The 14,260-nt window shown below is 69.6% G+C and carries 14 protein-coding genes; 7 read left to right on the top strand and 7 right to left on the bottom strand.

The annotated features are described in order from the left end of the window. Positions 1-474 precede the first annotated feature (474 nt). The 4 genes from ACIQCY_RS00250 to ACIQCY_RS00235 all read left to right on the top strand — a co-directional run bounded on the left by ACIQCY_RS00250 (position 475) and on the right by ACIQCY_RS00235 (position 4,360). Entirely contained in the window at positions 475-1,863 is a 1,389-nt protein-coding gene (locus ACIQCY_RS00250; RefSeq protein WP_400481880.1) for an ADP-ribosylglycohydrolase family protein, read from the top strand. Continuing rightward, the gene (locus ACIQCY_RS00245) at positions 1,851-3,464 is read left to right on the top strand and encodes a peptide chain release factor 3 (RefSeq protein ID WP_400481879.1); all 1,614 of its coding nucleotides are present in this window, start codon (positions 1,851-1,853) and stop codon (positions 3,462-3,464) included. The genes ACIQCY_RS00250 and ACIQCY_RS00245 overlap by 13 nt, the downstream gene beginning before the upstream one ends. Before the next feature lie 52 nt (positions 3,465-3,516). Beyond that, complete coding sequence (locus ACIQCY_RS00240) at positions 3,517-3,813, top strand: hypothetical protein (protein ID WP_400481878.1); 297 nt, start codon at positions 3,517-3,519, stop codon at positions 3,811-3,813. Positions 3,814-3,895: 82 nt separating this feature from the next. Further along, positions 3,896-4,360, top strand: a complete 465-nt coding sequence (locus ACIQCY_RS00235; protein WP_400481877.1) for a GyrI-like domain-containing protein — start codon at positions 3,896-3,898, stop codon at positions 4,358-4,360. A gap of 46 nt (positions 4,361-4,406) precedes the next feature. On the opposite strand, the gene ACIQCY_RS00230 is transcribed toward ACIQCY_RS00235, so the two are convergent. The 7 genes from ACIQCY_RS00230 to ACIQCY_RS00200 all read right to left on the bottom strand — a co-directional run bounded on the left by ACIQCY_RS00230 (position 4,407) and on the right by ACIQCY_RS00200 (position 11,222). Continuing rightward, on the bottom strand, positions 4,407-5,246 hold the full coding sequence (locus tag ACIQCY_RS00230; RefSeq protein ID WP_400481876.1) for a type II CAAX prenyl endopeptidase Rce1 family protein: 840 nt from the start codon (positions 5,244-5,246) through the stop codon (positions 4,407-4,409). After that, positions 5,243-6,211 carry a hypothetical protein gene (locus tag ACIQCY_RS00225; protein ID WP_400481875.1) on the bottom strand — a complete coding sequence of 323 codons (969 nt, stop codon included), beginning with the start codon at positions 6,209-6,211 and terminating at the stop codon, positions 5,243-5,245. The genes ACIQCY_RS00230 and ACIQCY_RS00225 overlap by 4 nt, the downstream gene beginning before the upstream one ends. Next, positions 6,208-7,428 carry a hypothetical protein gene (locus tag ACIQCY_RS00220; RefSeq protein ID WP_400481874.1) on the bottom strand — a complete coding sequence of 407 codons (1,221 nt, stop codon included), beginning with the start codon at positions 7,426-7,428 and terminating at the stop codon, positions 6,208-6,210. Before ACIQCY_RS00220 ends, ACIQCY_RS00225 begins: the two co-directional genes overlap by 4 nt. Positions 7,429-7,752: 324 nt before the next feature. Further along, positions 7,753-8,853 (bottom strand): alanine racemase, encoded by a 1,101-nt coding sequence (locus ACIQCY_RS00215; RefSeq protein ID WP_400481873.1) that lies wholly within the window; start codon positions 8,851-8,853, stop codon positions 7,753-7,755. Positions 8,854-8,862: 9 nt separating this feature from the next. Then, on the bottom strand, positions 8,863-9,603 hold the full coding sequence (locus ACIQCY_RS00210) for an ANTAR domain-containing protein (RefSeq protein ID WP_400481872.1): 741 nt from the start codon (positions 9,601-9,603) through the stop codon (positions 8,863-8,865). A gap of 171 nt (positions 9,604-9,774) precedes the next feature. Further along, positions 9,775-10,428: a DUF3105 domain-containing protein gene (locus ACIQCY_RS00205; protein WP_400481871.1), complete on the bottom strand. Its 654-nt coding sequence runs from the start codon at positions 10,426-10,428 to the stop codon at positions 9,775-9,777. A 131-nt stretch (positions 10,429-10,559) separates the two neighbouring features. Then, on the bottom strand, positions 10,560-11,222 hold the full coding sequence (locus ACIQCY_RS00200) for a DUF305 domain-containing protein (RefSeq protein WP_400481870.1): 663 nt from the start codon (positions 11,220-11,222) through the stop codon (positions 10,560-10,562). Positions 11,223-11,384: 162 nt separating this feature from the next. Here ACIQCY_RS00200 and ACIQCY_RS00195 point away from each other — a divergent pair, with 162 nt between their 5' ends. The 3 genes from ACIQCY_RS00195 to ACIQCY_RS00185 are packed head-to-tail and all read left to right on the top strand — an operon-like array spanning position 11,385 to position 14,236. Continuing rightward, positions 11,385-11,714 carry a metal-sensitive transcriptional regulator gene (locus ACIQCY_RS00195; RefSeq protein ID WP_400481869.1) on the top strand — a complete coding sequence of 110 codons (330 nt, stop codon included), beginning with the start codon at positions 11,385-11,387 and terminating at the stop codon, positions 11,712-11,714. 40 nt (positions 11,715-11,754) lie between these two features. Then, positions 11,755-11,979: a heavy-metal-associated domain-containing protein gene (locus ACIQCY_RS00190; protein ID WP_400481868.1), complete on the top strand. Its 225-nt coding sequence runs from the start codon at positions 11,755-11,757 to the stop codon at positions 11,977-11,979. A 1-nt stretch (position 11,980) separates the two neighbouring features. Continuing rightward, positions 11,981-14,236 (top strand): heavy metal translocating P-type ATPase, encoded by a 2,256-nt coding sequence (locus tag ACIQCY_RS00185; RefSeq protein WP_400481867.1) that lies wholly within the window; start codon positions 11,981-11,983, stop codon positions 14,234-14,236. The last annotated feature ends 24 nt before the right edge of the window (positions 14,237-14,260 follow it).

The following is a 14,260-nucleotide window of genomic DNA, read 5'->3' as shown; positions in this document are numbered from 1 at the left end:
GCGGGGAGGAATTTATATCCCACACCAACAGTCATGCCCAACCTATTTATCGCATCGCACTACCTGCTTTCTACCCATTGCACTACCTATAGGCCGAGGCGAAAAGAGCGTACATACTGTGGTCAGCAGATTGCGATCCCGGCACTACCGCACCGAACGCCCCTTTGTGCAGAATCTGCTCAAATCAAACGAGGTGAGCTTTATGGCTTCAACACTGATATCTGTCGACGTGCCTTCCTGCACTACCTGTGGAACCGATCAGTACCTGGCATACGAAGATTTCATTCCTGCCCGCACACTTCCCACCGGCGAAGTGGTTCCCCCGAGCGTCAACTACACCTGCACGAAGTGCGAGCAATACAGCGGCCACGGCGTCCCCGAAGGATGGGAACCACCGGGGTGGTTCTGGTACTCCTGAACATGTTGATCCCAGACGCCGCCGCCACGCACATGCGGCGCGACGAAAGGGTTTCCATGCATGATCCACTCGACGTCCTCGACCTCGTCTCGGACGAACTGCGGCAACTCGGCGAAACCGGTCATGACATCAGTGCGCCGGCCGGACGACTGGCAGGCGCGGATCCCCACGACCGGGAGGCACTGGAGAGCCTCCTCGCCGAGCTGGCGGACCTTCCGCGGACCGGCACCTGGAACTACGAGGAGCCCAGCGCCCTGCACGACATCCTGGACAGCATGCCGGCGGCGCCCCATCCGACCAGCACCACCCGCCCCGGACTGCACGATCGGATCCTGGGTGGATGGCTGGGCCGCATCGCCGGGTGCAATCTCGGTAAGCCCATCGAGAACGGGGACTACTGGACCACGGGCCGGATCCGCTCCTATCTCGAGCTGACCGATTCGTACCCCCTCCGGGACTACGTGCCGGCGATGGACCCGATGCCGGACGGCTATCGCCTCGTGGAGAACTGGGTCAACACCACACGGGGAAGGGTCGAAGGCTCCGACCGGGACGACGACATCGATTACTCCATCCTCGGTCTGCATCTGCTCGAGCGACACGGCGCCGGCCTGACAGCCGCCGACGTGGCTGGTACCTGGCTGGCGTACATCCCATACCTCCGGGTGTACACAGCCGAGCGGGCCGCCTACGTCAACCTCCTCCGGAATGTGCCCGTCGACCGCGTCGGAGACACCCGCAATCCCTACCGCGAATGGATCGGAGCCCTCATCCGTGGCGACGCCCATGGCTGGGTCCGGCCCGGGCGCCCGGAGCAGGCCGTCCTCACCGCCTATAGCGATGCGACCCTCTCCCACCGGGCCAACGGCATCTACGGTGAGATGTGGTCGGCCGCCCTCCTTTCCTGCGCTGCCACGGCCACCACCGTCGCCGAGGCGTTCGAGCAATCACTCAACTACGTGCCGGCGCGCTCCAGGCTGGCCGAGGCCCTCCGCCTGGTCCGGGACCTGCATCGGCAGGGGACATCCTGGGACGAAGCCCTCCAGGACATCCAGCACCGCCACGGGCACTACAGCTGGGTCCATGCGGTCAACAACGCGGCCGTCATCGCGGCCGGCCTCCTGTGGGGGGACGGCGAGTACGCCGCGACGGTCGGCCTCACCGTTCAGGGTGGCTGGGACACCGACTCGAACGGAGCCACCGCAGGCGCCGTCGCGGGAACCGTCCTGGGCGCCGCGGTACTGCCCGAACACTTCATCAGGCCCCTGCAGGATCGCACCCGATCAGCAGTCTTCGGCTACGACAACTCCCGCATCTCCGACCTGGCCCACCGCACCGTCACGCTCGCCCTCCGCATGCCCGGCGCCCACGCGCACAGCGAACAACCGGCCGCCCCGGCAGGTGCCCCACCTGGATCGGGGACAATGGGTGTGTGGCCCTGTTAACCGAATCCCCCGTCCTCGACGCCGACGCGATCCGCCGCGAGGCCGGACGCCGTCGTACCTTCGCCGTCATCTCCCACCCCGACGCCGGCAAGTCGACCCTCACGGAGGCGCTTGCCCTCCTCGCGCGCGCCATCCAGGACGCCGGTGTCACGCACGGCAAGTCGAGCCGACACGCCACCGTGTCGGACTGGATGGGCATCGAGCAGGAACGCGGCATCTCCATCAGCTCCGCGGCACTGCAGCTGACCTACCGCGATACCGTCCTCAACGTCGTGGACACCCCCGGCCACGCCGACTTCTCCGAGGACACCTACCGCGTCCTCGCCGCCGTCGATTCCGCCGTCATGCTCATCGACGCCGCGAAGGGCTTCGAACCGCAGACCGTGAAGCTCCTGGCCGTCTGCAAGGCGCGCAACATCCCGATCATCACGGTCATCAACAAGTGGGACCGCCCCGGCCTGGACGCCCTCGGCCTGATCGACGACGTCGGCGAGCGCACCGGCATGACGCCGGTCCCGCTGACCTGGCCCGCCGGGATCGCAGGCGACTTCCAGGGACTGCTGGACCTGCGGGCGGAGCGCGCCATCGCCCTCGAGGCCGTCGAAGCGGGCGCACAGGCCGCGGCCGAGACCGAGATCGACATCGACGCCCTCGATCCCCGCGACGCCGGCGCCTGGCTGGACGCCCGCGAGGAGTCCGGCCTCGTCGAATCCTCGAACGGCTCCTTCGACCGCGAGGAGTTCGAGGCCGCCCGCCAGACACCCGTCCTGTTCGCTGCCGCGGCGAAGAACTTCGGCGTCTCGCAGCTCCTCGACATCCTCGTGGACGTCGCTCCCTCGCCGACCCCGCGCCCTTCCAAGGAGGACGAACCGAGGCCGATCGACGCACCGATGTCCGGTTTCGTCTTCAAGGTCCAGGCCGGCCAGGACAGCGCGCACCGCGACCACATCGCGTACCTGCGCATCTGCTCGGGCACGTTCGAGCGCGGCATGGTCATCACGAACCAGCGCACCGGCAAGCCCTTCGCCACTAAGTACGCGCACCGCGTCCTGGGCCGCAGCCGCGAGGTGGTGGACACCGCCTGGCCGGGCGACGTCGTCGGGCTCGTCAATGCGACCAGCCTCCGCGTGGGCGACAGCCTCTTCGCCGAGCAGCCCGTCCAGTTCCCCGACATCCCGCGCTTCTCACCCGAGCTCTTCGCCGTCGCGCGGGCCAAGGATCCCGGCCGGTACAAGCAGTTCCGCCGCGGCATCGAGCAGCTCGAGCACGAGGGCGTGGTGCAGGTGCTGCGCTCGGATCTCCGTGGCGACCAGGCGCCCGTGCTCGCCGCCGTCGGAGCCCTGCAGTTCGAGGTCGCCGCACAGCGGCTCGGCACGGAGTTCAACGCACCGACGTCGCTGGACAACCTCCCCTACACGCTGGCCATGCGCGTGGCTCCGGAGAGCGAGGGCGTCCCCCAGACCTTCCGGGGCGGAGAGATCATGTTCCGCGCCGACGGCGAGGTCGTGGCGGTCTTCGGCGACAAGTGGAAGGTGGGGCACTTCAGGAAGGACTTCCCCGACGTCGTCCTCGAGCCGATCGGCGCCGCCGTCGACCAGTAGAACCCTTCCATCAGGGCGGGCCTCCTTTCCGGGGCCCGAATAGACTGAGGGTGTGCGCTACCCCGAGTCGGCTCGCAAGCACGGCGGTGGCTTCGTGCTTTATGGGGCGGCTGCCGTGATTGCGGCAGTCGCGCAGCTCGTGGCCGGGTATTTCTATGTGACGAGTGGCCTCCTCGCCCCGCTGTGGGCTGTGGCGTTGTTCCTCGCCTGGTGGCTGATCCTCACGCGCATCGGCGTGAAGCTGGCGCTGCTCCAGTCGTATTGGCTCCTTCTCGTGCCGGTGGTGGCGGTGGCCACCTGGTTCGCCGTGATGTGGGCCGGCGGCACGTTCCTCGGCTGGACGCCGTGAGGGGCCTCGCAGTCCCGAGTGTCCCGACCGATCGGGACCTTCGACACTGGGCGGCCCCCGCCGGTGCGACGAGGGTTGGTCCATGACGACCATCCAGATGATCCAGCACAGTGAGCAACCAACGGCGGGCGTCCGCGAGCAGGTGCCGATGACCGAGCTGCCCGGGTTCTTCTCCCGCGCCTACCGGGACACTCTGGCGGCGTTGCGGGCCCAGGGCGTGCACCCCACCGGGGCCCCCTTCGGGAAGTACTACGGCCGGCCGGGCGCCGTAGTCGACGTCGAAGCGGGCTTCCCCGTCGCCGCGGCCATCGCGCCCGCCGGGAACGTGGTGTCGGGGACCCTGCCGGCAGGGACCGTCGTCGAGGCCACCCACACCGGCCCGTACGACACGATGACGGACACGTATGCGGAGCTGGACCGCTACTTCAGCGACGCGAAGCTGACGTCCGGATCTGTGATGTGGGAAAGCTACCTCAGTGGCCCGGACGCCGAGCCGGATCCCACGAAGTGGCGGACCGAGATCTGCTGGCCCGTCGACCGGGACTGAGCCGCCGGCGGTCCTCCCCGAACGTGGGGGCAGCAGCCGCCGGAGCCTACCTGGACGGTCTGCCCGACATCGGCGTGCGCCCTCGCCGCACCTGCCGTGGAAGCAGGAGGATCGCCACGGCGGCCATGGCCAGAGTCACGAGCGCTTCGGCGGACCGTTGCCCCGAGACGGAGACGAGCTCTCCGGCCGCGTTGGCCGCAGCGTGGAGCACCACCACAGCGAGGATGCTGCGCCCGGTGGCGAAGTAGACCGCCGCGTACACGAAGGACAGCGCGAGAAGGACCACCATGAACAACCAGAAACCCGTCGACCACCGACCCAGTCCGTGCTGGTAGGAGCCGACGAGGAAGAACAGCGGCAGGTGCCACAGCGCCCAAACGGCGCCCACGATCGCGGCTGCTGCCACCGCACCGTGCCGGTCGCTGAGCGCATCCAGGGCGTACCCGCGCCACCCCGGTTCCTCAAGGACTCCGGCGACAACAGCGGTGACCAGCACGAGCGCGGCCCCGGGCGCGAGCCACGGGCCTTCACCGCCCATGACTGCCCGTCCGAGGACGGAGGGCAGGAGCGCCACGACCGCGACAAGGACCCACCAGTGCGGCCGGACCCGGCGGACATCGAACACGCGCCGCCAGAAGTCGCGTTCCGTCTGCCCGCGGCCGGCTACCCGTAGCAGCAGCGCCGCGGACAGGAGCGGCCCGCTCCCGCCGAGGACGAAGAGCGCGAAGGGCAGCGGATCAGCCCAGCTCCCGCCGGACCATGCGGCGAACCACCAGAACGTCCAGCTCCATCCGAGGGTGATGGCCAGGAACCACCATGGGCGCAGGGCCGGACGGCGAGAGGTCGTCATGGAGCCCGCACCGGAGATACCCCTCGCCATGTTCATCCGCCCCCGCCTTCCGGATCATCCAGGCTGTCATCCGGTGGTGCGTACCGGCGCAGCCCGAAGCCGGTGAGGACCACCGCTCCGGTGGCCACCACGGCCATCACTGCCGCTGCGAGGACACCGACAACCGGCACCAGCCCCAGGAGTTGCAGGGACGCAACCACCAGGGCCGCACCCAGCGCCGCTGCCCGTGGGGCCGGCCACTGCCTGCCGGTTCGCCGTGCAAGGCGTCCACCCAGAACCAGGCCCAGGCCGACAGCCCCAAAGAGAAGACTCACCCCGGACAGGATGAGGACGACGGCCGCCAGCGGGATCAGGAAGAGGGTGAAAGCCATTGCCACGACCAGGGGCAGGACCGTGATGAGCACCAGCGTGCCGAGGGCGCCGCTGACCAGGGGGAACCCGGCTGCGGCCGCGGCCACGCGGCGGACCGGGCCTGGCACCAGCCGGGTGAGCAGCCAGGCGAGGGCCGCCGCAGCCAGCACGGAAACCGAAGCCCGCAGGGCACGCTCGGCAGGGGAAGCGGGCGTGGACGCCCCACCGAGTACGCCCGCAGGTGTGCCTTCCTCCACGATCCGCCCCTGCACCACCGCGCCCGGCGCCCGGATCATCTCCCCGCCGGAGGCGCTGAGGTCACCGGTGACCACGGCAGTCTCCCCGAGAGTCACCGTGCCGCCAAGGATGAGGACATCCCCGGTGACCGTGCCCTCCAGGCGGGCCTCGCCGTCGAGCACCGTGATGGATCCATGATGCTCGGCAGCAGACCCGAGCGTCATGGACCCTCCGACCACCACGGTGTCCCCGACCAGGGACTCGTTCCCGGAGAGATCATGGCGGCCCTGCGTGAACAGGGTGAACGAGTAACGCCCGGCCTGATCCTGGGGCCCACACCCGGTGATCACACACGCGATCATCACTCCCAGGAGGAGCGACACCCCCGGCCTCAGTGCGGCGCGGGCGGTCATCCTCGCTCCTCCTGCGTCGCCCGCCGGTTGCCGGAGGGCAGGACCAACAGGACCAGGACGACACACAACAGGGCGATGCTGATCGCCGACACCAGCCGCAGGTGCTCGGCGAACGGCACGCCCCCTGAGCGCAATGCCAGCGACAGAGAGGTGCTGAGGAAGGTCGCGAGCCATCCGGAGACGCCCACGCCCAGTGCAGAGTTGCGGGCGATGGTCTCGGGGGTTGAGAAATCCGCCCAGAGCGCGAAGTTCACGACGGTGTAGATACTCACCGCCACCGCGTAGAGCAGGGGCATCCCCAGGGTCGCGGGCAGCTCCGGGGTGGTCAGCGCATGCAGGACGTAGCCGACCTGGGCCAGGGCGAACAGTCCGAAGATCCAGGCCAGCAGGGCCCGCAGCCCCAAGGCCGGATAGAGGATGCCGGTGGCCACGGCCGCGAGCACGTGGGTGAGGCCGATGGCCCAGAGGATGCGCGGATCCGTCGAGTGCCAGGCCGAGCCGATGTAGACGGGCGTGTCCACGATGCGCAGGAACCCGAGGCTGTCCACGAAATACACACTGAACATCAGCACCAGGGCCAGGGTGAAGTTCCGGCCCGGCCATCCCGTGACCCCGACGCGGTCCCGCACGAACCGCCCGGCTCCGTAACGGCGGAGCTGGTGCTGCCGGGCCAGCTCCGCGGTCACCGGCAGGGGCGCAAATGCCAGGAGCGCGAGGCCTGCAGCACCCGGGACCATCAGCCACAGGAGCTGCGCGGCGAACTGCTCAATCCGCCAGTCCGACGAGAATACGGCTGCGGGCAGGAATGCCGCCGAGGTCACCGCGGCAGCGACAGTGCCGCGGTGACGAACCGGGACCAGGTCGCAGGTCAGCCCGAACATGGACGGCACCCCACAGCCCAGCACCACCGAGGCGGCCACGACCCAGCCCACGAGCGAGGCTTCATCGCGCAACCCCGGAGCCAGGGCGGTGAGCGCCGTCTGCAGCACCACGACGACGGACAGCAACCGCAGCTTGATCACGAAGACCCCACTCCAGCGGCGGAGGTGCATCGCCATTCCCGTGCCCAGCGCCACAAGCAGCGTCAGCCCTGCCAGCAGGGCCATCAGGCGCGCAACGCGGTCCTCCGGGAGCCCGACGACGCGTGTACCAAGGTCGGTCAACCCCAGCTGCACGAAGGTGAGGTTATAGAAGTAGCCCGCCGAAGCTGCGCCCACGAACAGCAGTATGCCGAATCGGGCCGTCCACTCCGCGCTCCACCACCGGGCGCCGAGCATCCGGCGCCGATGAGAAGTGTGCAGCGCCCACACCGCCGACCCCCTTGGCCACGGCCCCATCCCGTTCACGCGCCGGACGAGCCCGATGTTCTAGGGCCGGGACCAGGCGTTCGAGCCGGCCGATGGACTGGGTATTCCAGCTCCAGTACATGGCCGGCCGGCACACCGAGAACCGTTGCTGTCACCGGCCGTCGACCGACCCATAGCTGAAATCTGGAACAGCTGCGACTATACCGCAGCACCCCGAACCACGAGGAGGGAGCCTCAGCCGTTCCGGCCCCGCGCCGCGACACCCCAGCACTCCTCCACGACGCCGTCGCGCACCACCTGCACCTCGTCCACGAGGTTGACGGTCAGGCAGACATGGTTCGGGACGACCCGCAGCCGGGTCCCCAGCGGTGGAAGAACCTCCCCGCCGGGCCACTGAACGGTGGCGTGGTGCTCGGACAGCGCGACGATCCTGGCTCCCGGGTGGTCGAGGAGCCGCCCGAACCCCGAGGCCCAGGCGGCACGGTCGCTGCCGAGGACCTTGCTGCCGGCGTCGACGATGAGGTGGTCACGCTCCCCGGCCGCCCCGCGTCGATGGCTCACGACCGTGCTCTCGACCGTCAGCGCGATGTCTTCGGGACGGCAGTGTCCGAATTCCCACTGCTGTGCGTCGCCGAAGACGTAGACACCCGGACGCAGTTCGGTCAGGGTGCCGCCGACGGACAGGACCGACGACGGCGTCGACCCTCCGCTGACCGTGAGGTCGTGGAAACCGGCGGTCCGCAGCGAAGCGGCGGCCGCAGCCAAAGCTGCCTCCTCATCCGCCACCGCCGGGCCGGCCGCCCCCGGTCCGTAGCTATGACCGGGAAACGTGAAGATCCCGTCGACCTTCAGGCCGGCGGACCCGGCGGCCTGCGCGACGCCGACCGCTTCCGACGGCAGCGCCCCGCTGCGGTGGTGGCCGCAGTCCACTTCGACGCGGACCGGGACCCTCGCGGCAGCGGGGCCGAGTGTTCGGCCCAGCTGGCGAGCGCCCTCCGCCGAATCCACACCCACAGCCACCCGTGCGTGCTCGGTGAGGGCGAGCAGCCTCCGCGCGGCGCGGTCATCGACCCACAGGGGATAGGCGATGAAGATGTCGCGGATGCCGCTGTCCGTGAAGACCTCCGCCTCGCCGATGGTGGCGACCGTCAGGCCCACGGCACCTGCAGCGAGCTGCCGGTGCGCGATCTCCGGGATCTTGTGCGTCTTCGCGTGCGGCCGCAGGGCGATTCCCTGCTCTCGGGTCCAACGCGCCATGGCGGCGATGTTGCGGTCGAGCACGTCGCCGTCCACGACGACGGCCGGTGTGGCGACTCCGGTCAGGATCGGGCGCACGAGCGGGGGTCAGGCTTCGAAGTGCGTCTCGGGGAGCTGCTGGCCGATGGACGTGACGACGGCCGCCGCGACATCGGCGAGCTTCTTGTTCCGCCCGCTGGAGGCGGCCTTGAGGATGGTCATGGCGGTGTCGTGGCTGCAGCGGTTCTGGCCCATGATGATGCCGGCGGCCACGTCGATCGTGGTGCGCGAATTCATCGCGGCCTTCAACTGTTCGCTCGTGTCCGAGAGGTGCGCGACGCGGACGGCCATCCGGAGCGATTTGGAGGCCTCCCGGGCGAGTTCCACGGCCGCCGCGATGTCCGCCTCGTCGAAGGCGTTCGGTTGCGGCGAGTAGAGGTTCAGTCCGGCGGCAGCGAGCCCGTCGAGGGGGATCGGCACGCCCAGCGCCGAGCGGACCCCGTGATCGGCGATGGCCCGGGTGTAGTCACCGAAGCGGAATTCGCTGCGGAAGTCGGGCACGACATAGACCTGGCCCTCGCGGGCGGCCCGGAGGCAGGGGCCGTCGTCGAACTGGTACTGGACCTCGTCCATGAGCCGGGCCTGGTCGCTGCTGCTCGCCACCGTGCCCTTCGAGCGTGGCCGGAGGAGGGTGATGCCGCAGAACATCTCGCGGTCCTCGGAGGACAACGCATCCGCGGCAAGCTTCGCCAGCCCGTCGAGGAACTCGTTTACGTCGGAGCTCTCCAGCACCATGTCCTGCAGCATCCCGGGCAGGGACACGTCACCGAGTATCTGGTTGTCAGCCACTGCTCTTCACCTTCTGCTCGCGTCAGGGCCGCCGGTAGAACGGCCCGTGGGGCCACGTTACCGGCGCGGCACCCCTTGGGGAAACAGCGCGCGGGGCGCACGTTGCCGTGGGCAGGGCCTACGCTAACGGGTCCTGCCCACAGCCACGCCCTCGCATGCGGAGGGAAGGTCCTAGGAGGCGCGCCCTGCAGGAGTGATTCCGCCGGAGCAGGCAGCCCCGGGCTCGCGGGTCTGCTCACCCTGGATGTACTTGTCGAGGAAGGTGGCCAGCCGGGGATCGTCCGCGGAGTCGACCTTCAGCTGCAGGCCCCAGGCGCTGGCGGCGATGGGCCGATCGAGGCCCGGGTACGGGCTGAGCAGCACGTAGGACCGCGTTCCCACGAGCTCGGTCAGCTTGTCGATCCCTTCCTGGCCGATCTCCGGGTCGTACGTGATCCAGACCGCGCCGTGCTCCATCGAGTGCACCGAGTTCTCGTTCGGGATGGCCTCGGTGTACACGCCGCAGTTCGTCCAGACGGGGCTGTGGTCTCCGCCGACCGGAGGCGACTGCTCGTACTGGACGGCGTTCTCGACATGGTTGAACGTGACGTCGGGGTACTCCTGGATGCCGTCGATGGGCTGCGAGGCAGCAGCATCCCGCTCCCGGTTGTCCTGCACCTGGTTCACGATCACCAGGGTCACCGCGAGGATGACCGCGAGGATCACCGCGCCGATGCCGCCGAAGATCAGGGCGTTGCGCTTGCGCTCACCCGCACGCTGCTGGGCTTGGACGGCGGCCAGGCGCGCCTGGCGGTCCTGGTTTTCCTGAGACCGTTTCTTGTTCAACGAGGTGTCCTTCGGTGCTGGGGATGGCTGCGGCGGTCGCCGCGGGGTGGGATGGCGCCGGAGACCAATGTACCGGCGGGGCCGGGCAGTTCCGTGGACCGACCCTGCGGGGAGGCCACGCACGGGCGCAGCTACAGGGCGTCGAGCATGGTCTGCATGAGGGTGATCTCGGCCTGCTGGCCCGACTGAATCTTGGTGGCCAGGGTGCGGACCTGCTTGGTCTCCGCTGTTTCCACACCGGCCCCGGCCATGTCCACTCCGGCCTCGTGGTGGCTGATCATGAGGGTGAGGTAGAGCCTCTCGGCGTCCTCCCCACGGGCGGCCCGCAGTTCGTCGAGCTGCGCCTCCGTGGCCATGCCGGGCATGAGCCCGTCGGGCGTCAGCATCGACGCGGCGTCGGACCCCGAGCCCATGTCCATCCCGCCGTGCTCTCCCGAACTCCCCGCCATCCACTCCATGCGCGGCCGGGAACTGCTCTGGCCCAGGCCCCACTCCTCGAGCCAGGCGTACATCTGGCCTGCCTGTTGCTGCTGGGTGAGGGCGATGTCATAGGCGATGGAGCGGAGCGTCTCGTCGCTCGTGTTGTCCCGCACGATCATGGACATCTCGACCGCCTGGTTGTGGTGCACCTGCATGTCGCGGGCGAAACCCGCGTCCGCGCTGGCGTTGTCCGGATAGGAGGGGCCGGCCGAGACGCGCCCGGCCGTGAACGCCAGTGCGAAGAGTGCGAGTACCGCGATTCCCGCGAGGATCAGGAGGGCTCGCTTCTGCCAGCCCGACAGCGAGAGGGTCATGGACGTCCTTGGGTTGGAGGTGTGCCGGTTAGCCAACGTACGGCATCCGGCTGGATGTTCCCTCACAGCCTGCCCCGAGGGCGTCCGGGCCGGGAATAGCCCCGAGGACTGGCCCGTTATACCCCCGTAGGGTATGCTGAGCGACATGCGAGGAACCACGACATGACCACCACCAGGACAACCGCGGAGAACGCCGCACCGTACGGCTACACCGCGGACAAGGATGCCTACCTCAAGCGCCTGCGCCGCATCGAGGGCCAGGTGCGCGGTATCGCCCGGATGGTCGAGGAGGACAAGTACTGCATCGACATCCTCACGCAGGTCGCGGCCGTCAACAAGGCGCTCCACGCCGTCTCCATGGGACTGCTCGAGGAGCACATCTCGCACTGCGTCGTCGGAGCCGCCCAGGAGTCCCAGGTCTCCGGCAGCGACGACGCCGTGCAGGAGAAGGTCCAGGAAGCCACCGCGGCCATCGGCCGCCTCCTGCGCTAGCGAACACCCACCACCCGTTCCATCAACCGAGGAGAACACCATGAGCACCACCACCATCAACATCACCGGCATGACCTGCGGCCACTGCGTCAGTGCCGTGAAGAGCGAGCTGTCGGAACTCCCCGGCGTCGAGACCGTCGACGTCGAGCTCGTGAACGGCGGCACGTCGACGGCCACCATCTCCTCGTCCGCGCCGCTGGAGGCCGCCGCGATCGACGGCGCCGTCACCGAAGCCGGCTACACCGTGGTGCACGCCGGTTCCTGACATGTCCACGCAGCAGATCCCGGTGCAGGGCGCCGCGCAGGAGCAGCGCGTCGTCGAACTCTCCATCCAGGGCATGACGTGCGCGTCGTGCGTGGGGCGCGTCGAGCGCAAGCTCGGCAAGCTCGACGGCGTCGAGGCGAGCGTCAACCTGCCGCTCGAGAGCGCCGTGGTCAGGGCGCCCGCGTCCGTCAGCGACCAGGACCTCATCGACACCGTCGTCGCCACGGGGTACGGCGCCCACGTGGTGCACCCCGAGCACGCGGGCATGGACGGCCACGACCACGATTCGGCGCCGTCGCTCCTCGGAGCGCGCCTGATCCTCGCGGCCGTCCTGTCCGTGCCGGTCCTGCTGATCTCGATGGTGCCCGCCCTCCAGTTCGCGAACTGGGGGTGGGTGGTCTTCGCCCTGTCCGTGCCGGTGGTGACGTGGTCGGCATGGCCGTTCCACCGCGCGGCGGCCATCAACGCCCGCCACCTGTCCTCCACCATGGACACGCTGGTCTCCATCGGGGTCACCGCGGCGTTCCTGTTCTCGGCCTGGCAGCTCGTCGCTGATCCTGCCCTGACCCGGCATGCGGGCATGGCCGGGATGGAGATGGACGCACACTCCCTCTACTTCGAGGTGGCCGCCGTCGTCGTGACGTTCCTGCTGCTCGGCCGCTTCCTCGAGGCGTCAGCCAAGAACCGCGCCGGGAACGCCCTGAAGTCGCTGCTCAGCCTCGGGGCGAAGGAGGCCCACGTGCTGCGCACCGTCGACGGCGAGCGCACCGAGGTCACGCTCCCCGCGGACGCGCTGATACCCGGCGACGAATTCGTCGTGCGCCCGGGCGAGAAGATCGCGACCGACGGCGTCGTCGTCGCCGGCTCCAGCGCCGTGGACACGGCCCTGCTGACGGGCGAGAGCGTCCCGGTCGAAGTGGCGCCGGGTGATGCCGTCACGGGCGCCACGATCAATACCTCGGGCCGGCTCGTGGTGCGGGCCACGCGTGTCGGTTCCGACACCGTGCTGTCCTCCATGGGCCGCCTGGTGAGCCAGGCGCAGAGCGGGAAGGCGCGGATCGCCCGGCTCGCCGACCGCATCAGCGCGGTCTTCGTGCCGGTGGTCCTGGTCCTCGCGGTCCTCACGTTCGTGCTCTGGCTCGTCCTGACCGGGGACCTCGACGCCGCGTTCACGGCGTCCGTGACCGTGCTGGTGATCGCCTGCCCGTGCGCCCTCGGCCTCGCGACGCCGACGGCGCTCCTGACCGGGACCGGCCGCGGTGCGCAGCTCGGCATCCTCATCCGCGGACCCCAGGTCCTCGAGGACACCCGCACCGTGGACACCATCGTGCTGGACAAGACCGGCACGGTCACCACCGGCACCATGGCCGTGGACGACGTCGTCGCGCTGTCCGAGGTGCCCGCCGCCGAACTGCTCCGCCTCGCCGGTGCCGTCGAGGCCGCGAGCGAGCACCCGATCGCGCAGGCCATCGCACGGCGCGCGGCCGGCGAGGGCCGGCTGCCGGAAGCGGGGAACTTCTCGAGCGCACCCGGCGGCGGTGTGCGCGGCGAGGTGGACGGCGTGACCGTCACCGCCGGCCAGGCCGGCTGGCTGGAGCAGCACGGAATCCGCCCCACCGCAGGACAGGCGGCAGCCTTCGGCGCGGCGCAGGACGCGGGGACGACGGCGGTGTGGGTCGCCGTCGGCGACGACGTCGCGGGCTTCATCACGCTGTCCGACACCGTGAAGGACGGATCCGCCGTCGCCATCGAGCGCCTGCGACGGCTCGGGCTGCGGCCCGTCCTGCTCACGGGGGACAACCGGGCGGTCGCCCTGCAGGTGGCGGCCCTGGTGGGCATCGACGCCGAGGACGTCCGCGCCGGCGTGACGCCGGCGGGCAAGGTCGACGCCATCCGCGAACTCCAGGCGGCAGGGGCAACCGTGGCCATGGCCGGTGACGGCGTCAACGACGCCGCGGCACTCGCCCAGGCGGACCTCGGCATCGCGATGGGCTCGGGTACCGACGTCGCGATCGAGGCGGCCGACCTCACCGTGATGGGCAACAGCCTGGGACAGGTGGCCCAGGCCATCGAGCTCTCGCGCCGCACGCTGGGCACCATCAAGGGCAACCTCTTCTGGGCCTTCTTCTACAACGCCGTGGGCATCCCCGTTGCGGCGCTGGGCCTGCTCAACCCGATGCTGGCCGGGGCAGCCATGGCCGCGAGCTCAGTGCTCGTGGTCGCCAACTCGCTGCGGCTACGGAGTTTCGGCAGGTAGCACCCCGACGGCCATGGCCGGCAC

This window comes from Arthrobacter sp. NPDC092385 (assembly GCF_044755105.1).
Lineage (GTDB): Bacteria > Actinomycetota > Actinomycetes > Actinomycetales > Micrococcaceae > Arthrobacter_D.
The sequence above is the reverse complement of the archived record's forward strand: the minus strand, read 5'-3'. Positions and strand labels throughout refer to the sequence as shown.

Bases quoted from the DNA above. Each gene is read 5' to 3' on its own strand.
- ACIQCY_RS00250 (WP_400481880.1), top strand. From the start codon at position 475: ATGCATGATCCACTCGACGTCCTCGACCTCGTCTCGGACGAACTGCGG.
- ACIQCY_RS00235 (WP_400481877.1), top strand. From the start codon at position 3,896: ATGACGACCATCCAGATGATCCAGCACAGTGAGCAACCAACGGCGGGC.
- ACIQCY_RS00230 (WP_400481876.1), bottom strand. From the start codon at position 5,246: ATGAACATGGCGAGGGGTATCTCCGGTGCGGGCTCCATGACGACCTCT.
- ACIQCY_RS00225 (WP_400481875.1), bottom strand. From the start codon at position 6,211: ATGACCGCCCGCGCCGCACTGAGGCCGGGGGTGTCGCTCCTCCTGGGA.
- ACIQCY_RS00200 (WP_400481870.1), bottom strand. From the start codon at position 11,222: ATGACCCTCTCGCTGTCGGGCTGGCAGAAGCGAGCCCTCCTGATCCTC.
- ACIQCY_RS00195 (WP_400481869.1), top strand. From the start codon at position 11,385: ATGACCACCACCAGGACAACCGCGGAGAACGCCGCACCGTACGGCTAC.
- ACIQCY_RS00190 (WP_400481868.1), top strand. From the start codon at position 11,755: ATGAGCACCACCACCATCAACATCACCGGCATGACCTGCGGCCACTGC.
- ACIQCY_RS00185 (WP_400481867.1), top strand. From the start codon at position 11,981: ATGTCCACGCAGCAGATCCCGGTGCAGGGCGCCGCGCAGGAGCAGCGC.